Genomic DNA, 22009 nt, shown 5'->3' on the forward strand with positions numbered 1-22009 from the left:
GAGGCTGTGTGAAAACGTCCCCGTGTCTATGATGTTCCTAATGGCATGCCGAGGGTTGCGCAATGACACGGTTTGTTCAAGGAGAGAACAGGTCTCAGGCCGCACTTTTACCAGCGCTGCTTGATGACTATGTCGGTGAAGACAACCCGGTGCGCATTGTGGATGCCTTTGTCGAGCAACTCGATCTGCGCGGACTTGGCTTTGCCGGCGTCGATCCCAAAGCCACCGGGCGGCCGTCTTACCACCCAGCCATCTTGCTCAAGCTGTACATCTACGGTTACCTCAACCGGATTCCATCCAGTCGCCGCCTCGAACGAGAAGCACAGCGGAACGTCGAGCTGATGTGGCTGCTGGGGTGGCTCTCACCTGACTTCAAAACGATTGCCGACTTTCGACGAGATAACGGCACCGGTATACGTAATGTCTGCCGGCAGTTCGTCGTGCTGTGCCGGGAGCTGAATCTGTTCACGCAGGCTGTCGTCGCCATTGATGGCAGCAAGTTCAAAGCCGTGAATGCCCATGACCGTAACTTCACACGTGGCAAACTGGAGAAGCGGATGCAGGAAATTGATCACTGCATCGAGCGCTATCTCTCCGAGATGGAAACCGCCGACCGCCAGCCAGCTGAAATCGCTGAAGCCAGAACAACCCGGCTGAAGCAGAAAATGGCCACGCTGAAAGCCCGACTGGAAAAGCTCAAGCATCTCCAGGCCCAGCTTGAGCAAGAACCGTCAGGACAAATTTCGCTGACAGATCCCGATGCCTGAGCCATGGCGACCAGCACGAGTCGTGGGCTGGTTGGCTACAACGTGCAAACGGCTGTTGATACCCGGCACCACCTTATCGTGGCGCACGAAGTCACCAACCAGGGCAGTGATCGGCGCCAATTGGCAAAGATGGCCAAGCAGGCCAAAGAAGCGATGCAGGCCGCCCACCTTGAAGCCATTGCAGACCGCGGTTACTTCCATGGAGAAGAAGTCTGGGCCTGCGCTGAAGCCGGCATCGTGCCGTTGGTTTCGAAGCCGATGACTTCCTCAGCCAAAGCCGAGGGGCATTTCGACAAAGAAGACTTTGTGTTTGATCCGGTGGCTGGTGAATACGTGTGTCCGGCCGGTAGTCGGCTGATCTGGCGTTTCTTTACCACGGAATGCGCTGCACTCATCCATAAATATTGGAGCTTTGACTGCCCTCGCTGTGCACTCAAGGCGCAATGTACGCCCAGCCCATACCGGCGAGTGACACGCTGGGAGCACGAAGACGTGCTTGAAGAGATGCAGAAACGGCTGGACACCCGGGGCGGCATGATGAAGCTGCGACGCCAGACGGTAGAGCATCCGTTTGGCACGCTAAAGGAATGGATGGGCGCAACGCACTTCCTGACACGAAGCCTGGGACGGGTCAGTACGGAGATGAGTCTGCATGTACTCGCCTACAACTTGAAGCGAGTCATGAAGATCATCGGATTTGCAGGATTAATGGCGGCAGTAGCGCCCTGAAAGGGCTTTTTTATCCATCGAAATAGCCTGGTTTGCGCAGCAACCGATATTGGTAACCCGCAAATAACCCGTCGCAGCCATCTTGGTATCAACCATTCACTGTGTTTCCACACAGCCTCCGGCCAAAGCAGCCGTAATCCATGTCTCAAGACATCGGCAGCTGCTTGTGAGAAAGCAGCCTTATCTCATCGCCCCCCAAGAGAGGAACAGACCAACGTTGGCCGATAGATTGAGCCTTCCCGGGTCGGCAGCATAGATATCGGCCGGTGGTGTGTCGTAACCTGTTAGAACCTGCATCAGTCGGCCACTTGGTGTAATAAAGCTCCTCGAACAGCAGTCTGCGTTCAGTTTTCTCCTATCGGTAGCGTCGAGCCCACCTTGTCGCGGCTCATCGCCACCAGGGTCTTGAATCGCTTCACATTGGCATTGCCAAAAAACAACTTGCGGGTCAGCTCGTTGTATTGCTCCATGTGCTGCACCACAAAAACCAGCACGAAGTCCCACTCGCCGGCAGTGTAGTAACACTGCTGCACATGCGGGCAGACAGTGAAAGAGCGGCGGGTCGCGTCCAGCTGGTCAATCTGTTCGCTTTCTACTTCTACCGTGGCGATGATGGTCAGTCCGTAGCCCACGGCATCCGGTGCGATGACCGCGGTGTAGCGCTCGATCACGCCTTCCTCTCCCAGCCGCTTGAGGCGGCGGTTCACCGCGGCGGTGGAAAGATTCACCGCTTCGCCCAGCTCGTTCTGCGGCGTGCGCGCATCTTGCTGGACCGCCGCCAGCAGTCTCAGGTCATAACTATCCAGCTGGCTATTCATTGGTTGGTCCCCGTTTGCGACTGCCTGTACATAAACGCAATATTTTTGCGATCCACTCCTTATTATTAAGAAAAATTCACGGCAGTTCAGCAATATTATTTCGCTACTGGCCCGCCCTTATGCCGGCCCTCTGGAGACGACACATGCCCCTGACCCCACGGATAGACACACTGCCCCTCGATGGCGACACCCTGCTGCGCCAGATCCGGGCGCTTGGCGAGATTGGCGCCGACCAGGAGTCGGGCGGCCGCACCCGCATCGCGCTGACCGACGCCGAAAAAGCCGGCCGCGACCAGCTGGTGCGCTGGATGCAGGAACTGGATCTGCTGGTACAGGTGGACCAGATCGGCAACATCTTCGGCACCCTGCCTGCGGCCAACGTTGGCGCGGATGCCCGCCCGTTGATGCTGGGCTCGCACATCGATACGGTAAAAAACGCCGGCGCGCTGGACGGCTGCTACGGCGTGCTGGCCGGGCTGGCCGTGGTACGCGCCTTCCGCCAGGCGGGCGTGCTGCCACCCCGTCCGATTACCGTGGCCGCCTTCAGCAACGAGGAGGGTGTGCGTTACCAGCCGGACATGATGGGCTCGCTGGTGCACGCCGGCGGCCTGCCGTTGCAGGCGGCGCTGGACAGCATTGGCACCGACGGTACGCGCTTGGGTGACGAGTTGCTGCGCATCGGCTATGCCGGCGAGTTGGCCGCAGGCAGCATCGTGCCGCACGAGTATCTGGAGCTGCATATCGAGCAGGGGCCGGTGCTGGAAGCCGAAGGCGTGCAGATCGGCGCGGTGGCCAACCTGCAGGGCATCTCCTGGCAGCAGCTGACCATCCAGGGCAAGGCCAATCATGCCGGCACCACCCCGATGCACCTGCGCCACGACGCCGGCTTTGCTGCCGCCGCCATCGTCACCTTTGTGCGCCAGCTGGCGGCGCAGTCCGGTACCACGCTGGCCACCGTCGGCTCGCTGCACTTCGAGCCGGACCTGATCAACGTGATTCCGCGCAAGGCGGTGCTGAGCGTCGACCTGCGCGACCCGGACGAAAGCCGGCTGCAGGCAGCCGAGCAGGCGCTGCGCGACTACCTCGCACTGCTGGAACAGCAGGAGCAGGTCCGCATCCACAGCGAACGACTGGCCCGTTTCGAGCCGGTACCGTTTGCCGAACCGTTGGTGGCCGAGGTCGAGCACGCCGCCGCTGCCCGCGGCCTGAGCTGCCGGCGCATGACCTCCGGCGCCGGCCACGACGCGCAGATGATGGCCCGCATCGCGCCCGCCGCAATGATTTTTGTGCCCAGCCACGGCGGCATCAGCCACAACCCGCGCGAGCACACCGACGATGCCCAGCTGCTGCAGGGCGCGCAGGTACTGCTCGATGTCGTACTCAAGCGCCTGTTTGCCTGAACCCCAACACCATTCATTTCGATCATTGCCCCGGAGACTCTGCGTGATGCTTACCCACAACCCCAAGGCCAATCACGGCGCCTATCCTGACTCGCTGCAAACCGTCCTCAATATCCGCGCCGCCGATGAAAGCCGCCGCTGGCTGGCGCCGTGGCAGCGCCTGAGCCGCGAGGCCACGCCGCTGTGGCAGCTGCCGGAGCTGGCCGCCCGGCTGGGCCTTGCGCAACTGGCGGTCAAGGACGAGTCGTTCCGCTCCGAACTGGGCAGCTTCAAGGCACTGGGTGCGCCGGCCGCGCTGATCCACCTGTTGGCGCGGCTGAACCCGGTGCTGGATCCGGCACAACTGTTAAGCGGCAATAATTGCGGCCAGGTCAGCGGCATCACCGTGATCAGCGCCACCGATGGTAATCATGGCCGGGCGCTGGCCGCTGCCGCCCAAACCGTAGGCTGCCAGTGCGTGATCGTGTTGCATGCCCAGGTTAGTCAGGAACGCGAGGTTGCCATCGCCGCCTACGGTGCGCGCATCGTGCGCATCAGTGGTAACTACGACGAATCGGTGACCGAGGCGGCAAGGTTGGCCGCAGAACACGGTTGGCATGTGGTGTCCGATACCTCCTACGACGGTTACGAAGAAATTCCGCGCGACGTGATGCAGGGCTACGGCACTATCGCCGCCGAGATCATCGAACAGCTGGACGCGCAGCAGGCCGAACCGTTCACCCACGTGCTGCTGCAGGGCGGTGTCGGTGGCATGGCGGCGGGGCTGGCCAGCTATCTGTGGCAGCACTACGGCAGCCAGCGCCCGCGCTTCATCGTGGTGGAGCCAGAGCAGGCCGACTGCCTGTACCAGAGCGCGCTGCAGGGGCGTGCCGCCCGCGCTACCGGCTCGGTGGACTCGGTGATGGCCGGTCTTGCCTGCGGCGAGACCTCGCCGCTGGCGTGGCGGGTGCTGGAACAGGCAATCGATGATTTCATCACCATCCAGGACGACGACGCGGTGCGTGCCATGCAAACGTTGGCCGCAGGCTCGCCGCGCGACGTGCCCGTCGTGGCTGGCGAATCCGGCGCCGCCGGTCTGGCCGGGCTGCAGGTGCTGGCCGCGGACCCGGCACGGTTTGCCGCGGTGGGGCTGAACGGTCAGTCGCGGGTGCTGGTGGTCAACACCGAAGGCGCCACGGCGCCGGGCGTGTACGAGGCGCTGGTCGGGGAGTCTGCCAGCAGCGTGGCCAAACGCCAGGCACGCTGGATGGCCGATCATGTGCAGTAAACCACTGACCGGAGGAAACAACATGTCTGAACAAGCACTGTCACAACAGCTGGTGGCCTGGCGCCACCATCTGCACCGGCACCCGGAAACCGGTTTCGAGGAGGTGAACACGGCCGCCTTTGTCGCCGGCCTGCTGCGCGACATGGGGCTGGAAGTGTACACCGGCATCGGCGGCACCGGCATCGTCGCCAACCTCAGGGTCGGTGACGGCCCGGCCGTTATCGGCCTACGCGCTGATATGGACGCGCTGCATATTCAGGAAAACGTCCCGACACGTGCCCACGCCTCCTGCACCGCCGGCAAGATGCACGCCTGCGGTCACGACGGCCACATGGCCATGGTGCTGGGCGCCGCGCGGCTGCTGAGTGAGCGGCGCGACTTCAACGGCACCGTGCGCTTCATCTTCCAGCCGGCGGAGGAGCACGGCCGCGGCGCCAAGGCGATGATGGCTGACGGCCTGTTCCAGCGCTTTCCGGTGGACGCCATCTTCGGCGCCCACAATATGCCGGGCATGGCCGCCGGCAGCTTCGCCACCCGCGCCGGCGGCATCATGGCCAGCGAGGACAACTTCAGCATCCGCATCCGCGGCCGCGGCACCCACGCTGCGCGGCCCCACATGGGCATCGACCCGCTGGTGATCGGCGCCGAGATCGTACTGGCACTGCAGACGGTGGTGTCGCGCAACGTCGACCCCAGCCAGCCGGCGGTGGTGTCCTGCACCGAGTTCGTCACCGACGGCCTGCGCAACGTCATTCCGTCCGAGGTCACCATCAGGGGAGACACCCGCAGCTACAGCCCGACGATCCAGACACTACTGGCCAGCCGCATGCGGGAGCTGGCCGAGGGCATCTGCCACGCCCACGGTGCCAGCTGCGAATTCAGCTACACCCACGAATTCGCTCCGACCGTGAACTCACCCGAGTACGTTGCGCTGGCGGTAGCGGCGGCAAATACGGTCAGCCGGCAGGTGGACGACAACGTGACGCCGATGATGATCTCCGAAGACTTCGGCGCCTTCCTGCAGCAGGTGCCGGGCAATTTCATCTTCATCGGCAATGGCAGCGCCGGCGAAGAGGGCGCGACGCCGCTGCACAACGCGGGCTACGACTTCAATGACGCCATCCTGACCACCGGCGCCCGTTATTTTGCTGAGCTTGCCAGGCTGGTATTGTCAGGAGAGCCTTGCAATCCTGCGCGAGCATAACCGCCCACACAATGGCTACCCTCAAGTGTGAAGGCAGCCATTGTGTATTGGTCTGGTGATTAACCTCGTTGGCTGAATCTGATATATCCCTGTCACAGGGAGCAGTAAGATAAGGCTGCTTTCAAACGGAAAGCAGTAGAGCTTTCTGAAAAGTCAGAACGACCACTACGGCCGACGACCTGCCGGAGTCCTCACCTGGTCGGCTGCAGGTCGGCCAAAGCCGACCTTCACTCTCCAAAGGAAAGATGGCTGCTTTCGCTTTGAAAGCAGCCATTAAAGTATCTAGCAAATGGAGAGAAACTCACTTCAAAGAAGCGATAAAACTATCAACTTACAAAGTCGGCAATCTCACCCCACATGAATAGAGGGTTGGAGTACATGGGAAAGTGGCCACAATGTGGCACCGTACTGAGCCGCACCCCGTGTTGCTGGATATGGGCCAGGTAACTCAGACCAGCGTTTTGCTCGCCATACATGAACATTTTGCGACAAGGCAAGGCCAGGAATTTATCCATCAGCTGACCATGATCCGACAATTCCACCATGGATCTGAAAATGCCGCGCACCGCGCCGGCACGCACCTTGTGGCGCAGGCTGGCAGCATACAAGGCGCTGGCGTAAGCCGGCGCATGGCGGGTGCGTGCAATGAAGGCATCAAAGAATACGTCGGCATCGCTAGCGGGGTAGTCGACGATCTGGCGACTCAGGAAACAGTCTTCAGGGGCGATATTGCCTTCGATATCGGTAAAGCTGAGCACGCGTTCGCCCAGCTGGCTGGCCAGCAGCAAGGCGGTGAGGCCGCCCATCGAGTGGCCGACCAGATGGAAGCGATCCACCCGATAGTGCGCCAGTACCCGTAGCGCAGTCTGCAATAGCAGGTTGATCGATACCCTGCCCAGATCGGAGCAGTCCGTCTCGCCGCAACCCGGCGCGTCATAAGCGATAAACGGGTGACCGTCGAAGGCAGTATGCAGCACGATGTCGGCATAATCCTCCTTCGTCGAGCCAAAGCCGTGCAGGAACAGGATCGGCGCCTTGTCGCCATCACGGTGCAGGGTGGCGATGTCGACGGCCACGCCATCGATGTCGAACGCCAGCCGCTGGCTGGCAAACTGTTGGATTGTCATGCTGTTTTCCGGTAAGCAACGGAATTTGCGGCCAACCCTGAGACAAGATTGGCCGCAATCACCAGGTTGAGAATCAGCTGCCGTGCATCACGGCGGTGCAGAATTCGCGGATCGCTGCGCACGCCTGTAGCAGCGAGGCATCATCCAGCGCATAAGCGATGCGGATGTATGGCGCCAGTCCAAAGGCACTGCCTTGCACCACTGCCACACCGGCCTCGTTGAGTAACGCCAGTGCCACGTCCTCATCACTAGCCAGCAACTTGCCGGCCGGGCTGGTCTTGCCCAGTAGTTCCTCGCAGCAGACAAACACGTAAAAGGCGCCACCAGGCTGAGCGCAAGACAGTCCAGGCATTTCGTTGAGCTGCCGGACCATGCGGTCGCGGCGGGTTTCGAATACCTCGCGCGAGCTGCTGATGAAGTCCTGCGGCCCGGTCAGTGCCGCCAGTGCTGCCTGCTGCGAGATGGCACTGGCGCCGGAGGTCTGCTGTCCCTGCAGTTTCTCCATGGCTTCCAGTAGCCAGTGCGGCCCAGTGGCGTAGCCGATGCGCCAGCCGGTCATGGCGTAGGCCTTGGACACCCCGTTCATGGTCAGCGTCCGCGCCTGCAACTGTGGTTCGACCTGTGCCAGGGTAAAGAATGTTTGATCGTCAAATAGCAGGTGCTCGTATATATCGTCAGACAGCACCAGCACGTGAGGATTCGCCAGCAGCACCTGCGCCAGCGCCTGCAGCTCGGCACGGCTGTAGACTGCGCCGGTGGGGTTGGATGGTGAGTTCAGGATCAACCAGCGCGTCTGCGGGGTAATGGCTGCTGCCAACTTTTCTGCCGTCAGCTTGAAACCACTATCCTCGCCGCAAGGCACCACCACCGGTCGCGCGCCACATAGCTGCACGATTTCCGGGTAGCTCACCCAGTACGGCGCCGGCACGATCACCTCGTCACCTTCGTTCAGGGTCGCCGCCAATGCGTTGAAGATCACCTGTTTGCCGCCGGAGCAGACAATGGTGTCCTGCCACTGCACGTCCAGCCCGTTCTCGCGGCGGAACTTGCTGGCCACCGCCTCGCGCAGCGCGCGGGTACCGGCCACTTGAGTGTAGCGGGTGTGACCGCCGTTGATGGCGGCGATGGCCGCAGTACGGATGTGCTCCGGCGTATCGAAATCCGGTTCGCCGGCACACAGCGAGATAATGTTGATGCCGGCAGCACGTAGCGCGGCCACGCGGTCCATCACCTTGTAGGTAGCGGAAGGTTTGGCCGTGGCCAGGTGTTTGTTCAGATATTGCTTTGTCATGGCCATGCCTTCTCGCGCCAGTGTCCCAGGCTCATCAGCTCCAGGGTGGTCGCACCCTGGCTCAGTTGGTTCATCATTACGCTTTCCTTGTCGGCGCGTGCTTCACCAGCCTGTAGCGTGCGCGCCACTTCGGCAGCTGGCACGATGATCACGCCGTCGTCGTCGGCCACTACCAGGTCGCCGTCTGCGACTGGCACCCCGCCAAAAATCATCGGTAGCCCGACCGCCGGCGCGCTGGCCTTCACCGTGCCGCGCACCGATACGCCACGGGCAAACACCGGAAAGCGGCGCTTGCTGATGGCAGCGCTATCGCGCACACCACCGTTGATGACCAAGCCGACAATGCCGGCGGCCTCGGCGGCGACGGTCAGCACCTCGCCCCAGTAGCCGGCGATGAAGTCGCCGGTATCTACCACCAGCACACTGCCGCGCGGCGCGCGTTCTAGTGCGATGTGGATGGACAGGTTGTCGCCAGGAGAGCAGACCAACGGATAAGCCGGTGCAGCAATGAATGCCCCAGGCCACAGGCTGCGAATCTGCGGATCCACCGCGCAAGGTTGGCCGTTGGCCTCGTATAACGTGGCGGTCCCCAGTGCCGCGCAACGTGCGGCCAACGTTTGATCGATAACCGAGTGGCTCATCATGCTTTCCTTTGCAGGGTGTGGTAACCCAAGGCTTCGCGTGCGGCGGCCAGGGTTTTACCTTGTGCCAGCTGATCGCGAATTTCGGCTTCTACTGCTTCGATTTTGTGTGCCAGCGCGGCTACCTCGGCGGCCCGGTCACGCGGCACCACCACTACGCCGTTGGCGTCGGCCACCACGATGTCGCGGGCTGCAACGCGCGCTGTACCGATCGATACTGTGCCGCCCACTGCCTCCACCTGCACCCGGTCCTTGCCGGTGCGCATGAAGCGGCCCTTGGAGAACATCGGATAGCCGTCGTTCAGCACCTTGTTGACGTCGCGGCACACGCCGTCGATGACCGTTCCGGCGATCTGCCGCAGCCCGGCATACTGGGTCATGATGTCGCCCCACACCGTGCAGTCGGTGCGGCCATCGTTGTCGATCACTACCACATCGCCGGCAGCGACATCGTCAATGAAGTCACCCACCGTGCCGGCAGGCGTACTAGCCGAAACATACTTGACGGTAAACGCCGGCCCCACCACCACCTGGCGGTAATTTTCCAGCGGCATGATGCCCAGGCACTGTCCCGGCAGGCCCAGCTTGTCCATGGCATCGGATACGCCGGCGCTATCCAGCCCGGCGAACAGTGCCACCAGTTCACGATCTACTGCGTTCATTTGCTGCCCTCCTGCTTGATGGCTTCGAATTGCCGGTCGTGCATGACATCTTCTACCGAGCGGCCACTGCGCACGGCGGCGACCATGCCGGCTTGACGGCGCGCAATCCGCTCCGCCAGCTCCAGCACCGCCTCGATATGTGCCGCCGGCACAAACACCGTGCCGCAGCGGTCGGCCAGCACGTAGTCGCCTTCGTCGACTTGCACACCGGCCATATTCACCGGCTGGCCGGACGACAGCTGGATCACGCGGTTGCGCGCGCTGATCATGGTGACGCCGCGGCCATACAGCGGGTAGCCGATGTCGGCGCTGCCGTCGATGTCGCGGCTGAGGCCGTCGATCACGGTGCCGCGCACACCCTTCACCTGCGCGGCATTAGCCAGGATGTCGCCCCAGCAGGAAATGCCATCCACGCCGCCGGCGATCACCAGTACACGCTCCGTGCTGTCGATGGCAGCAATCACCGGCGAGATCAGGTGCACCGTCGGCGCCACATCGGTCTTGCGACCCAGTTGCACGGTACTGGCGCGGCCAACCAGCTTGGGGCAGTCCCACAGCGGGCGCAGGCCATAGGTGGCACCGGGCAGATTGAGGAAATCGAGCGCGTCGGACAGTGTGTTGCTGTCCTGCTGCTGCAAACGCGCGAGTAAAGAAGGCTGGCTCATCGGACTCTCCTGTTGGGGGCTTGTGTGCCGCTACTTTCCGCCCTACAGTTCGATAGGTAAATTCCGAAATTTGTAACGTTTACATACGCCAAACCTATCAAAATCATGATCAACTTTCGTCTCATCCGCCACCTGTGGCTGTTCCTGGCCGTGGCCGAGGAACAGCACTTCGGCCGCGCCGCCAAACGCCTCGGCATGTCGCAACCGCCGCTGACCGAGCAGATCCAGATCCTGGAGCAGGCATTGAAAGTGAAGCTGTTCGAGCGTTCGCGCCGCGGCGCGCAGCTGACGGCGGTAGGACAGGCGATCCTGCCGGCGATGAAGAAATTCGCCGAACAGCTGGAAAGCCTGGAGCTGGCGGTACGCGAGGCGGCCGCTGGGCAGATCGGCACCATCACCATCGGCGCGATCACCTCGGCGATTCTGGACGTGCTGCCGGGCCTGATCGAACAGATCAAGCAGCAACACCCGGGGCTGACGGTGGCGGTAAAGGAAATTGACAGCTACGAGGCGCTGCCGGCGCTGCTCAGCGGCGACATCGACCTGGCGTTTGCGCGGCTGGAAGGCGATCTGGGCGAGCACATCAGCGCGCTGCCGCTACGCGCGGACCGGCTGGCGGTGGCGCTGCCGGCGACACACCCGCTGTGCGGCCAGACACAGCTGGCGCTGCACGATCTGGCCGGCGAGGATTTCATCATGTTCGCGCGCAAGGTCAGCCCGATCTCGTTCGACCGGCTGACCGCGGCCTGCCACAGCAGCGGCTTTTCGCCGCGCATCCTGCACGAGGTGCGCTCGGTGACGTCGCAGATTGCGTTTGTCGGCTGCAATCAGGGCGTGGCGCTGGTGCCGGCGTCGGTGCAGGGCATGGCGCCGGCCAGCGTGGTGATCCGGCCGCTGGCGGACGAGTTGCACGTGGTCACCACCGCCATGGCCTGGAACACGCAGCGGCAGAACCATCTGCTCGCCGCGGTGCTGGAGACGGTGCGCAGCTACAGCGCGGCCAACGGCTGAGGCGCCGCACGCTTGCGGCCAACCTTGGGCGGCCAACGATCAGCGCCGGCTGGCCAGCAGCACCCCGGCAATCACCAGCACCGTGCCGGCCAGCTGCGACAGCGACACCGCCTCGTCCAGCAGCCACCAGCCAAAGAAGATAGTCAACGCCGGGCCGAGGGTGCCAATCAGCACCGCACGCGCGGCGCCAATGTGGCGGATCGCCAGTGACTGCCAGACGATGGGCAGGATGGTGGAAAACAGCGCCATGCCCAGGCTGTAGCCATACACCGGCGCCGGCAGCAGCAACTGCTGCCACGGCCGGCTGAGCAGGAAGTGCAGCGCCACGGCCGCGGTCGCCACCAGGATGGATAGCAGCGAAAAGCGCATTGCCCCCAGCCGCTTGATGGCCACTTCCGAGCCGGCGCTGTACAGCGCGTACAGCACCGCGCAGCCAAATACAAAACCGGCACCGAGCGCCACGCGGTGCACATCGCTGCTCTGGCTGGCGTCATGCACGAAGGCAATCGCAATCCCGGCATAGGACAGCATCGCGGCCAGCATGATGCTGCGCTCCATCGGCTTGCCCAGGAACAGCACGCCGATCAGGATGGTGAGGGTGGGGTAGGTGAACAGGATCAGCCGTTCCAGCCCGGCGGAAATGTACTGCAGGCCATAGAAATCGAGCATGCTGGAGCCGTAATAGCCGATGCCGCCCAGCAGTAGCAGCATGCCGACATCGCGCCGAGACAGCCGCGGCATGCCCCGTAATACCGGCACGCAAGCCACCAGTACGAAGGGCAGGCAAAACACCATTCTCAGCGTCAGCAGGGTGACGGCGTCCACCGTGGCGGCGGCATAGGCCAGCTTGACGAAGATGGCCTTGAAGGAAAAGCCGAAGGCGGCCAGAAAGGCAAACATGACCCCAAGTTTCTGTGGGGAAGAAAGAACCTGTTTCAATGGATTGTTCTCTGCGTGGAGTAAGCCGCATGCTCAGGGTTGCCTGATTGAATGTGAAATACTTTTTGGATAGCGCTGTGATAGTTAAAGAGGAATCAACAGATAAGCCGCTAGAGGCAAATTACTAGCAAGCGGGCTTATTGCCCCTGTTTGGTAAGAGTCCTCTCTACACCGTGAGTGGCTGCTTTGGCCGACCATCTGCCGCCGCTACTGGTGACCTGGCTGTAGATCGGCCAGAGCAGTCAGTCACAGTTAGAATCTTGAAGTTCCGCCGCTGTATTGATTGCAGCCGTTAAAGCATCTTAAAAAATCAGGCGCGATTCAGACCATGATTGCTAACAGTATAAAACTGGCACAAATCCATTGCATGCCAGCCATGACGAGCTAGGCTGCAAGCTATAGATCCACTACAGTGCGCTATTTGTATGTTATTTGGGTGAAATGCAGGTATGGACGCGGTACTCTCACGGCTCTCCTTTTCCCTCAACACAGCCAAAACGGTTGATCAGCTGATTCAGCCGTTGCTGGAAATGCTCGGCCAGATCACCGGCATGGAGTCCACTTACCTTACTAGTATCGAACTGAGCAATGGCGTGCAGCATGTTCGCTATGCGCGTAACACAGGCAAGATGCAGATAAGAGAAGGACTCTCTGTGCCGTGGGAAGACACGCTGTGCAAACGCTCGCTGGATATGGGGCTGATGGCCACTAGTCAAGTCAGTACGATATGGGGCGACTCCGCCGCCGCGCGCGAGCTGGGCATCCGTAGTTATCTGAGTGCACCTGTGCGTAATGCCGAGGGAGGTCTGATGGGGACCCTATGCGCAGCAAGCGCCAGACAGATCAGCGTGCCACAGGAAACCGAAACCCTGCTGCAGCTATTTGCCAATATCGTGGGCAACTTCATCGAGCGGGAAGCGCTGGTTCAGAGCCTACAGGCGGCCAACACCCAGCTGGCCTCGTTTGCGCTGAGCGATGCCTTGACCGGCTTGCCCAATCGCCGCGCGCTCTTTGATGAACTGGAGCGCATGCTAGTACAGGCCGTGCGAACTAGCAGTAGCATCCTAGTGGGAGTAATCGATCTGGACGGCTTCAAGCAGATCAACGACCAGTACGGCCACCAGAGCGGCGACGAATTTCTGCAGGCGGTGTCCTTCCGGCTGCAAACCGGTCTACGGGCAAGCGACATGCTGGGGCGCATGGGAGGCGACGAATTCGTGGTGATTTGCCCTGGCCCAGACTGGATCAACACGGGCCAGCCTTGTACGCTGATTACCGATGGCGAGCCAGCTGCCGCAGCCCGTGTTCTGCAGCAGCGACTTACCGATGCCACCATAGGCGATTACCAGTTGAGCAAGCAGATTGTGCCCTACCGCGGTGCTAGTGTAGGCGTGGTGGCGCTGGCTCCGTTCGGGCTGCATAGTACCGCTGCAATAAAGCTGGCAGACAGCGAAATGTATGTGGTTAAGCAAGCCAGAAAACAGCGCGGCTAACTTATGTGGCAATTAGCCGAAAAGGCGGAGCTGCTGCCATAACCAACATGACCTGTGGTAGAACGTCAGCCTTTGCGGTCATTGGTCCTGTTGGCTGAATCAGTCAGCAATGCGCCGATAAGCTGCCCTTCACCGGCAAATCCCCCTGAACGGCAGCTTTTCTGTCGGGCGAATTCCCACTCCTGACCCACTGCTGCCGGTCGAGCCGTAAGAGCTAAACCGGCAGGCAACCAAATGGAGCCGCCGTTCGCTGCATTCAATCAGGGACGGCAGGTCGGCCATAGCTGTCTTTCGCTTACCCAAATAAAGACGACTGCTTTCATATTGAAAGCAGCCGTAAAAGTATCCGGTACTGGAACCCAAGACCGACGGTTTCCGCAACTATGCGGCACCAGGACTGGAAGGCGTCATGGGCGAGTTGTTGCTCGACAAGGCACAGCTGCTGACGCTGAACGCGCCGGAGATGACAGTGTTGATCGGCGGCCTGCGCGCGCTGAACGCCAACAGCGGCCAGACCCCGCATGGCCTTCTGACCAAGCGGCCGGAAACGCTGAGCAATGACTTCTTCGTCAACCTGCTCGACATGGGCACCAAGTGGCAGCCGGGCAGCACCGCCGGCGTACTGGAAGGGCGCGATCGCCACAGCAGCGAGTTGAAGTGGACGGCAACGGTAGTGGATCTGTTGTTCGGCTCCAACTCGCAACTGCGGGCGCTGGCCGAGGTGTACGCCAGCAGCGATGCCGGGCAGAAATTTGTCAGCGACTTTGTCGCCGCCTGGAACAAGGTCATGCACCTGGATCGCTTCGAGCTGGCATAAGCCGCGCCGCCTGCGGCCAACCTGCAACGAACAGGGCAAACCCGGTCATGGTTTGCCCTGTTTTTTCTCCGGGCAGATCCCCGTCAGATCAGCAACGTCAGCTTCTCGCTGAGCCGGCAATCGACCGCGCTTGCGGAGCGCGCGCAGCGTCGTATTTCCTGGATCAGACAATCGACAAAGCATTTTGCCGCCACACTGCGGGTGGTATCGCGCCGGCTGATGATGCCGAGCTTGCCGGTTTCGAACTGCTGCTCCAGCGTCATCACCCGGATCCACTCCAGCATCGGCTCCGCCACCAGCAGCGGCTCGGGGCAGTAACTGAGCATGTCGGCATGGCGCACCAGCGATAGCAGCAGGGTCAAGGAATGCGCCCTGACCAGCCGCTGCTCATCGATCTGCGCGCCATGCTGCCAGAACAGGTTGTGCATGAACGGCTCGTAGGAAGTCGGGCTGTAGTTCACCACCCAGTCCGCTTCCAGCAGTTGGTGCAGCGAGCTGCTGTTTTCCAGCGGGTGCCCTTGCCGGGCGATCACCACATTCTGGTACAGCAGCAAGTCTTCGCACTCGAACTCCTGTGCCGGCATGGCGGGAATGTGGGGCGCGACGACAAAATCCAGCTCCCCGTTGCGCAGCCTGGGCAGCGACACCACCGACAAGCCTTCGAACAGCTCCAGCCGCACATGCGGCATCTTGGCGCGAAAGCGGCGCACCACAGCGGGCAGAAAAGTCAGCTCGATAAAGGGGGTGACACCGACGCTCAAGCGCCCTTCGGCATGGCCGCGCAGCAGCGACAGCTCTGCCTCGGCCCGCTCCAGCTGGCCGACGACAAGCCGGGCATGGCTAAGCAGCGCCGCACCAAACTCCGTGAAGGTCACACCGCTGACATGCCGGATCAGCAGCGGCAACTGCTGCTGCGCCTCCAGCTCGCGCACGGCTTTGGTCAGCGCCGCCTGCGACAGGCCAAGCCGGCGCGCCGCGCCACGGATACTGCCGCAATCGGCAATCGCCACCAATGCCTGCAGTTGATGAAGTTTCATCTCGCCCCCCCTGACAACCTTAGGTAATCAAGATAACAAAACTGGTTCTCCCGAAACAAAAAATCGTCAATTAAGATGATTTTCAGCAGCCCCGCTTTCCTGTGGCGGCAACGAGGAGACACAACATGACAGACCCGGTCCTGCCAGGCATCCGTGCCATCGAAAAAGAGATGGTCGAACTGCGCCATCAGATCCACGCCCACCCCGAGCTCGGTTTCGAGGAGTTTGCCACCAGCGATCTAGTCGCCGAATGTCTGAGTGCCTGGGGTTACCAGGTACACCGCGGCCTGGGTGGCACCGGCGTGGTCGCTACGCTAAAAAACGGTAATGGTGACAAACGGCTGGGCTTGCGCGCCGACATGGACGCGCTGCCGATTGACGAGGCCACCGGGCTGCCCTACGCCAGCCGCCATGCCGGCAAGATGCACGCCTGCGGCCATGATGGCCATACCGCCACCCTGCTGGCCGCCGCCAAGTATCTTGCGGCCAACCGTGATTTCAACGGCACGCTCAATCTGATTTTCCAGCCGGCGGAAGAAGGCCTGGCCGGTGCCCAGAAAATGCTGGAAGACGGGCTATTCGACCGCTTCCCGTGCGATGCGGTCTTTGCCCTGCACAATATGCCGGGCTACCCGACCGGACGCTTCGGCTTTCTGCCCGGCGCCTTCATGGCCTCGTCGGATAGCGCCATCATCAAAATCAAGGGCTGTGGCGGACACGGCGCCATGCCGCATGAAGCGGTGGACCCGGTTGTGGTCTGCGCCTCGCTGACCATGGCGCTGCAAAGCGTGGTGGCACGCAATGTGCCGCCGCTGGAAACCGCCATCGTCACCGTGGGTGCGATCGTCGCCGGGCAGGCACCGAACGTGATTCCGGATAACGCCGAAATGCGGCTGTCGATCCGCTCGCTCAACCCGGCGGTGCGCGAACTGCTGCAACAGCGCATTACCGCCCTGGCCGAAGCCCAGGCCGCCAGCTTCGGCGCACAGGCAGAGGTCGACTACCAGCGGCGCTATCCGGTGCTGGTCAACACTGCCGCCGAGACTGAACTGGCCAAAGCCGTGGCACGCGACTGGCTGGGCGAAGACGGCCTGATCGACAACATGACACAGCTCACCGGCAGCGAGGATTTCGCTTACCTGCTGCAGCAATGTCCCGGCTGCTACCTGATTGTCGGCAATGGCGACGGCAAAGGGGGCTGCATGGTGCATAACCCGGGTTACGACTTCAACGATGAAATCCTGCCGCTGGGCGCGACCTACTGGGTCAAGCTCACCCAGCAGTTTCTGGCCTGATCAGTTTTACCCCGACCGGATCAGCCAAAGAGCCGCGACCGGTCAACCATAACAATTACAAAGCACCTGAATGCAGTGACCCCAAGTCAACCAAGAGAAACTTACCATCATGTCTACCAGCCTCACTACGCCGGCTCAAGCCGTCGGACGCACACTCGACCGCCCGGGCAAAAAGCGCGCCAGCGTGCGCTCCATCGCCGCCATTACCCTGGGTAATGGCCTGGAGTTCTTCGACTTCACCGTCTACACCTTTTTTGCCACCCTGATCGGCCGGCTGTACTTCCCGGTTGACTCCGCCTTTGGCCAGCTGATGCTGTCTCTGGCGACGTTCGGCGTCGGCTTCGCTGCACGCCCTTTGGGCGGTATCGTTATCGGCGCCTATGCCGACCGTGCCGGGCGCAAACCGGCGCTCATGCTGACGCTCTGGCTGATGGCGCTTGGCTCCGCTATTTTCGTGGTGACCCCGAGCTATGCACAGATCGGGCTGGCGGCACCGGTGCTGATTGTGGTCGGCCGGCTGCTGCAAGGCTTCGCCATTGGCGGCGAACTTGGCGCCTCGACATCGCTGCTGCTCGAATATGCCGACGACAACTCCCGCGGCTACTACGGCAGCTGGCAGCTATTCAGCCAGTCGCTGAGCATTCTGCTGGGCTCGGTGTGCGGGCTGGCGCTGACGAACTTCCTGTCAACCGAGGCGCTGGAAAGCTGGGGCTGGCGGATTCCGTTTGTACTGGGCATGCTGGTGGTACCGGCCGGCCTGTACATCCGGCGGCATCTGCACGAAACCGCCGATACCTCCAATGCATCCGAAGGACTGGGTAGCGTAGCGGAAGTCTTCGGGCCGTATCGCCGCCAGCTGGTAGCCGGCGTCCTGCTGGTGATTGGCGGCACCGCCGCTAATTACATCATCCTCAACTACCTGACCAACTATGCCGCCACGGTGCTGGGCATGCCGCTCAAGCTGGCAATGTGGGCCGGGCTGACCGGCGCGGTGGTATCGATGCTGATGGCACCACTGGCAGGCATACTTTCCGATCGCATCGGGCGCAAACCGTCCATCCTGTGGCCCCGCCTGGCCCTGCTTGCGATCATTTATCCGGCATTCGTGCTGTTGAATGCCCATCCCACACTACCAACCCTACTGACAGTCACTGCCGGCCTGGCGCTGATACAAGTGCTACACACTGTGCCTACGGTCGTCATCCTGCCCGAGTTGTTCCCGCGGCGGGTACGCGCTACCGGCATGTCACTGGTTTACTGTATCGGGGTGCTGCTGTTCGGCGGCTTCGCACAGTTCATCGCCACCGGACTGATCCGCCTGACTGACAACCCGAATGCACCGGCGCTGTATGTCATCGGCTGCGGGCTGCTGTCGCTGATTGGCTGGGCGATGGTGCGCGAAACAGCCGGTCGACCGATCGAGTAAGCCGCAGCCCGCGCTGACTCACAGTTAAAGCGATGTGATGGTAAACCGGCTGTAGCAACAGGCTAAAGAGCGGAGTCTTCTTTAATCGCGCAAATATTTGGTACTCAGTCTACGCACGAGAAGCAACGCCGGTCTTTTTTCTTTTGAACAGCCGTTTGAAGTCTGAAGCGGACGTAGTCACAATGTCTGTGACCGTCTGCTTTGGCCGAAAATCGGTCATCAACGATATGTTGGAATCAGCATGCATAGTGCTACTCGAAATGCGGTGGACGTTGGGTTGCTCTTACTCGCAGTTGGCCTCATGCTTTTACTGTTTGGCTGATGCACGCAACAAGCAGGGCAAAGTACAGCCCATGACTGGACTTTCCTGTGTGTGGGTTGGTCAGCGATATCTGGCCTGCACTCCGCCGATACTGCGCATGTGCTTGAAGCGGGGGGAACTGGACGTGGGGTACAAGCTTGCCAATCAAATGCTTTAACCCGGTGTGACGTTCTGGCTTGCCATCAAGCTCTTCCCATCGAATCTTGTTATTCCAAGTGCGATACTGGGTGGCGAAGTAACGCAGTCCCTCTACATACTCATTGGCTTGTTCGGTCATCAGCAAGCGTTGAATTGACTGGTAGTAGCGTTGCGCTGATTCTCGTTCTTTATGGCTACGTGGTACTACCGGGAGATGTTGTACGGAGGACATAGGCTGTTGGCGAACCAGCGTATTGCCACCTTTTTTGCCTTTGCGCTCAAAAAGCTTCTGTAGCTTGGCTAGCTGCGGTGGCAGTCTGTCAGACGACAGATAGAAAATCCGAGCCAACTGGGGTAAGGCAACGCCTTGGCGCCAGAGGGTCAGGAAACTGCACCATTCGTCAAAACCAAAGTTTGCCAGTGTACGCGGCTCGCTGTGCACATTCTTCATCTGCAAATTGACCTGGTCAGGTCTGCGCCACTGCTTTTTGCTTGAGTCACGAGATTGATCTTGCAAGCCAAGTAATGCAGGTACCCAGCCCATCAAATGTCCGTAGCGGCTATTGCGCTGGCGTAGATTCTCATCACTGAGCCCAAGCAGGTCTGCGACATGGCGTGCGGGTTCGATGTGGTCAACGAACTGTCTGGCAAAGCCGAGACCATTGCGTCGGTGTGCAAAGCTGTGCGCCCACATCTGGTTTTTCAAAAGATGATCCAGGTTATGCACGTAGTGACAGAGTGTTGTGCCTGGACTGGCATGCCCAATCCACTCCACGATGGCGAACAGACTTTTACGACTGAGTTCGCTCTTGGGTGATACATGCGCAACGAGTCGTGGCAGAGAGCCGTCAGTGTTGGTGGATGCAGCCCAGTGCGTTGGCAGGGTTAGTGGCGTGTCTTGCCCTGTAAAAAGTTGAACCAGATGCGTGGCAAATGAGTGGCGCAGATGGTGATAGCGCATCTCATGATCGCCGGTAACCTGGCGCATGAGATGGTGCAGGGAAGGCTGAACCCGTTCTAAATCGACAGGGCGGGTATTGGTTGCCATGTCAGCAAACAGGTAGCAACCACGTTGACTACCCGCACGACAGCGCTGCTGCTGATGGTAGCCCAGTAGCTCTGCCAACTCGTGATTGGCCAATAGCAGGCTCAGCGGCAATTGTCGCTTGGCGTTGTCCGTTTTTAGGCGGCTGAACGGGTTGCGTCTTACCAGCAGTGTTGCATTCAGTCGTCCGAGTTCGTTGGCTCCTAGATTCATCACCGCTAGTGCTCCACGGTAATGGATGTCTTCCAGCCTTAGTCCCCTGGCTTCGCTGATACGCAGACCGCAGCGAAAGCCCAGGATCAGCAAGATCAGCTGCATGTGGCAGTACGGATCATCTTTGGCTCCCAACAGCGCCGAGTAGAGACTTTGATACTCTTCTTCCATCAGGATATGGGCATCTGCTTGCGGCCTACCATTTTGCCCGTCAAGCGAGAAATACAAGCTGGGCCAACCGGCTAGTTGCATCATGTGCAGGTGATAACGGCGTAATTGTTCCGCCTTCTGCGAGCGTGTTTGCGCGTTGGTTACCTGCTCCAGGATCGTCTCGTAAACAGTCTCGAAGTCGGCGCCCTCCATGTCGCTGAGCATTGCCTCGTCCAGCTCCGAGAGCAGGTTGCGACCAAGGCTTGTCAGCTCTTGATATGCCGTACTGCGTTTGATTTTCTTTTGGCTGTAGCGGGACAGAATCCAGTCCAGCAGCCCACCGATGACGACGCTGATTTCGAGCGCTTTATCTCTGAGTGATCGGAGTCGGTCATGAACGGTTTTCCAGGTCGGATCGGGCTGCTTGCTGGATTGATGCAGGGTCTTCTTGATGTCTTTGTAGAGTTGTTGAATCTTGTCATCCGTCGAATTGTGCGTCACCTTTCCCGGGCATTGAATGACAGACGGAATAAACGTGGACTCGCCAGATACGGCCAATGGTGGCGACTTTTTTTCGAGAACGCGCTGCCAGCATGAAGTCGTCCAGGCGGTTGCCCCACTCTGACCGAGGCTATGGTCGACCAGGAAAGGGGGCAGGATCAGCTGCCAGTACGTAGTAGCATCGCATAGCCATTGCTGAACGCTTTGGTGCAACTTATGTCGGGGCAAGCGATGAGCGCCAGTTTGATCCTGCTGGCTATCGCTGAGGTAGTCCAAAAAATCATGCAGGCAACCGTATACCCATCGGCGAGTACTGTCTCTGTCGTGGCAGCGCTCAACTGGTAGCGGTGGTAGCTGCTTGAACAGGATGAGACTGACCGGGTCGGGAAACCAGTGCCGTGGTGCACGCTTAACTTGAACGTACTGAGGCAATTCTTCTGTAAAAAGCTCAATCCAGACCTGGTCTTGCCAGCGCTTCTCTTTGCCTTCGCAGAATGGCAGCTGTAGCAAGGCCGCACTGTCCAGCAGGCCGCCAAGTGCGACGCTGCTGAAGAAGAAACGTCCCCAGTACAGTTTGATAGCCACTTGCTCGCGCGCAGATCCACGCCACGTTGGCTGCAGTGTCGCCAAGAACAACTCAAGCTGCTTGCGGAAGACAGGCAGGGAAGAGATCGCCTTGGGGGAAAGCGGGTTGCTAATGCCAGGCAAGGTAATGATTAGAGGTGGAAGCTCCACATTCCAGTTCAGCGCTTGCTGCCCGTTAAGTAAGCCTCGACGCAGAAAAGACCGTAGCTTTTTGATGTGTGTAGTCTGCTCCTTATCATTCAATTGCCATTGTTCAAGATCAGCCAGCAAATTCTGGGGAAATGATAAGTCTCGTAAACCTGCACTTGAGCCGGGGCGAAGTTGATCCAGATGCCCCAGCAAAGCGATCTCTGCGCGCATGAGTTGTTTGCGACGATTTAGCCCTCGTTTTGTATGCCCATGGATATCGGTGCTCGCTTCGGCAGCGCTCAACGGCCAACCTGCCCAAATATCGTTGTCGTTCATT

At 60.4% G+C, this 22009-nt stretch carries 17 protein-coding genes and 1 pseudogene; 9 read left to right on the forward strand and 9 right to left on the reverse strand.

The genetic code is table 11. The features are described from left to right. Nucleotides 1-62 precede the first annotated feature (62 nt). Nucleotides 63-1496 (forward strand): annotated as a pseudogene (locus tag IE100_RS01380) (IS1182 family transposase). Nucleotides 1497-1840: 344 nt separating this feature from the next. Here IE100_RS01380 and IE100_RS01385 read toward each other — a convergent pair. Next, nucleotides 1841-2314, reverse strand: a complete 474-nt coding sequence (locus IE100_RS01385; protein ID WP_189372321.1) for an Lrp/AsnC family transcriptional regulator — start codon at nt 2312-2314, stop codon at nt 1841-1843. A gap of 143 nt (nt 2315-2457) precedes the next feature. On the opposite strand from IE100_RS01385, the gene IE100_RS01390 reads away from it, so the two are divergent. From IE100_RS01390 to IE100_RS01400, 3 genes are read left to right on the forward strand one after another with little or no spacing between them, the layout of a single operon-like run. Continuing rightward, entirely contained in the window at nt 2458-3714 is a 1257-nt protein-coding gene (locus IE100_RS01390) for a Zn-dependent hydrolase (RefSeq protein WP_189372322.1), read from the forward strand. 46 nt (nt 3715-3760) lie between these two features. Next, nucleotides 3761-4981 carry a diaminopropionate ammonia-lyase gene (locus IE100_RS01395; protein ID WP_189372690.1) on the forward strand — a complete coding sequence of 407 codons (1221 nt, stop codon included), beginning with the start codon at nt 3761-3763 and terminating at the stop codon, nt 4979-4981. A gap of 22 nt (nt 4982-5003) precedes the next feature. Further along, nucleotides 5004-6185 (forward strand): M20 aminoacylase family protein, encoded by a 1182-nt coding sequence (locus IE100_RS01400; RefSeq protein WP_189372324.1) that lies wholly within the window; start codon nt 5004-5006, stop codon nt 6183-6185. Between the two features lie 326 nt (nt 6186-6511). Here IE100_RS01400 and IE100_RS01405 read toward each other — a convergent pair whose 3' ends face one another. The 5 genes from IE100_RS01405 to IE100_RS01425 all read right to left on the reverse strand — a co-directional run bounded on the left by IE100_RS01405 (nt 6512) and on the right by IE100_RS01425 (nt 10571). Then, nucleotides 6512-7312: an alpha/beta fold hydrolase gene (locus IE100_RS01405; protein WP_189372326.1), complete on the reverse strand. Its 801-nt coding sequence runs from the start codon at nt 7310-7312 to the stop codon at nt 6512-6514. Between the two features lie 73 nt (nt 7313-7385). Then, nucleotides 7386-8603, reverse strand: coding sequence for a pyridoxal phosphate-dependent aminotransferase (locus IE100_RS01410; protein WP_229800172.1), 1218 nt, complete (start codon nt 8601-8603; stop codon nt 7386-7388). Continuing rightward, nucleotides 8600-9244, reverse strand: a complete 645-nt coding sequence (locus IE100_RS01415; RefSeq protein WP_189372329.1) for an RraA family protein — start codon at nt 9242-9244, stop codon at nt 8600-8602. Before IE100_RS01415 ends, IE100_RS01410 begins: the two co-directional genes overlap by 4 nt. After that, complete coding sequence (locus tag IE100_RS01420) at nt 9244-9906, reverse strand: RraA family protein (protein WP_189372331.1); 663 nt, start codon at nt 9904-9906, stop codon at nt 9244-9246. The genes IE100_RS01415 and IE100_RS01420 overlap by 1 nt, the downstream gene beginning before the upstream one ends. After that, on the reverse strand, nt 9903-10571 hold the full coding sequence (locus IE100_RS01425; protein WP_189354871.1) for an RraA family protein: 669 nt from the start codon (nt 10569-10571) through the stop codon (nt 9903-9905). Before IE100_RS01425 ends, IE100_RS01420 begins: the two co-directional genes overlap by 4 nt. Before the next feature lie 105 nt (nt 10572-10676). On the opposite strand from IE100_RS01425, the gene IE100_RS01430 reads away from it, so the two are divergent. After that, on the forward strand, nt 10677-11582 hold the full coding sequence (locus IE100_RS01430) for a LysR family transcriptional regulator (RefSeq protein ID WP_189372332.1): 906 nt from the start codon (nt 10677-10679) through the stop codon (nt 11580-11582). Nucleotides 11583-11621: 39 nt separating this feature from the next. Here the strand turns inward: IE100_RS01430 and IE100_RS01435 are convergent, their stop codons facing one another. Then, nucleotides 11622-12482: a DMT family transporter gene (locus IE100_RS01435; RefSeq protein WP_189372334.1), complete on the reverse strand. Its 861-nt coding sequence runs from the start codon at nt 12480-12482 to the stop codon at nt 11622-11624. Nucleotides 12483-12970: 488 nt separating this feature from the next. Between IE100_RS01435 and IE100_RS01440 the strand changes: the two genes are divergently transcribed. Then, complete coding sequence (locus IE100_RS01440) at nt 12971-14014, forward strand: GGDEF domain-containing protein (protein WP_189372336.1); 1044 nt, start codon at nt 12971-12973, stop codon at nt 14012-14014. Between the two features lie 409 nt (nt 14015-14423). Further along, on the forward strand, nt 14424-14831 hold the full coding sequence (locus tag IE100_RS01445) for a peroxidase family protein (protein WP_189372337.1): 408 nt from the start codon (nt 14424-14426) through the stop codon (nt 14829-14831). A gap of 83 nt (nt 14832-14914) precedes the next feature. Here the strand turns inward: IE100_RS01445 and IE100_RS01450 are convergent, their stop codons facing one another. Further along, nucleotides 14915-15868 (reverse strand): LysR substrate-binding domain-containing protein, encoded by a 954-nt coding sequence (locus IE100_RS01450; protein ID WP_189372339.1) that lies wholly within the window; start codon nt 15866-15868, stop codon nt 14915-14917. Between the two features lie 125 nt (nt 15869-15993). On the opposite strand from IE100_RS01450, the gene IE100_RS01455 reads away from it, so the two are divergent. Both IE100_RS01455 and IE100_RS01460 read left to right on the forward strand, forming a co-directional pair. Further along, the gene (locus tag IE100_RS01455; RefSeq protein ID WP_189372341.1) at nt 15994-17163 is read left to right on the forward strand and encodes a M20 aminoacylase family protein; all 1170 of its coding nucleotides are present in this window, start codon (nt 15994-15996) and stop codon (nt 17161-17163) included. Nucleotides 17164-17272: 109 nt separating this feature from the next. Continuing rightward, nucleotides 17273-18589, forward strand: coding sequence for an MFS transporter (locus IE100_RS01460; protein WP_189372343.1), 1317 nt, complete (start codon nt 17273-17275; stop codon nt 18587-18589). A gap of 299 nt (nt 18590-18888) precedes the next feature. On the opposite strand, the gene IE100_RS01465 is transcribed toward IE100_RS01460, so the two are convergent. Further along, entirely contained in the window at nt 18889-22008 is a 3120-nt protein-coding gene (locus tag IE100_RS01465; protein WP_189372345.1) for a tyrosine-type recombinase/integrase, read from the reverse strand. Nucleotide 22009 lies beyond the last annotated feature (1 nt).

This window comes from Vogesella alkaliphila (genome assembly GCF_014652475.1).
Taxonomy (GTDB): domain Bacteria; phylum Pseudomonadota; class Gammaproteobacteria; order Burkholderiales; family Chromobacteriaceae; genus Vogesella; species Vogesella alkaliphila.

Bases quoted from the DNA above. Each gene is read 5' to 3' on its own strand.
- IE100_RS01385 (WP_189372321.1), bottom strand. From the start codon at position 2,314: ATGAATAGCCAGCTGGATAGTTATGACCTGAGACTGCTGGCGGCGGTC.
- IE100_RS01390 (WP_189372322.1), top strand. From the start codon at position 2,458: ATGCCCCTGACCCCACGGATAGACACACTGCCCCTCGATGGCGACACC.
- IE100_RS01395 (WP_189372690.1), top strand. From the start codon at position 3,761: ATGCTTACCCACAACCCCAAGGCCAATCACGGCGCCTATCCTGACTCG.
- IE100_RS01400 (WP_189372324.1), top strand. From the start codon at position 5,004: ATGTCTGAACAAGCACTGTCACAACAGCTGGTGGCCTGGCGCCACCAT.
- IE100_RS01405 (WP_189372326.1), bottom strand. From the start codon at position 7,312: ATGACAATCCAACAGTTTGCCAGCCAGCGGCTGGCGTTCGACATCGAT.
- IE100_RS01410 (WP_229800172.1), bottom strand. From the start codon at position 8,603: ATGACAAAGCAATATCTGAACAAACACCTGGCCACGGCCAAACCTTCC.
- IE100_RS01415 (WP_189372329.1), bottom strand. From the start codon at position 9,244: ATGAGCCACTCGGTTATCGATCAAACGTTGGCCGCACGTTGCGCGGCA.
- IE100_RS01420 (WP_189372331.1), bottom strand. From the start codon at position 9,906: ATGAACGCAGTAGATCGTGAACTGGTGGCACTGTTCGCCGGGCTGGAT.
- IE100_RS01425 (WP_189354871.1), bottom strand. From the start codon at position 10,571: ATGAGCCAGCCTTCTTTACTCGCGCGTTTGCAGCAGCAGGACAGCAAC.
- IE100_RS01430 (WP_189372332.1), top strand. From the start codon at position 10,677: ATGATCAACTTTCGTCTCATCCGCCACCTGTGGCTGTTCCTGGCCGTG.
- IE100_RS01435 (WP_189372334.1), bottom strand. From the start codon at position 12,482: ATGTTTGCCTTTCTGGCCGCCTTCGGCTTTTCCTTCAAGGCCATCTTC.
- IE100_RS01440 (WP_189372336.1), top strand. From the start codon at position 12,971: ATGGACGCGGTACTCTCACGGCTCTCCTTTTCCCTCAACACAGCCAAA.
- IE100_RS01445 (WP_189372337.1), top strand. From the start codon at position 14,424: ATGGGCGAGTTGTTGCTCGACAAGGCACAGCTGCTGACGCTGAACGCG.
- IE100_RS01450 (WP_189372339.1), bottom strand. From the start codon at position 15,868: ATGAAACTTCATCAACTGCAGGCATTGGTGGCGATTGCCGATTGCGGC.
- IE100_RS01455 (WP_189372341.1), top strand. From the start codon at position 15,994: ATGACAGACCCGGTCCTGCCAGGCATCCGTGCCATCGAAAAAGAGATG.
- IE100_RS01460 (WP_189372343.1), top strand. From the start codon at position 17,273: ATGTCTACCAGCCTCACTACGCCGGCTCAAGCCGTCGGACGCACACTC.
- IE100_RS01465 (WP_189372345.1), bottom strand. From the start codon at position 22,008: ATGAACGACAACGATATTTGGGCAGGTTGGCCGTTGAGCGCTGCCGAA.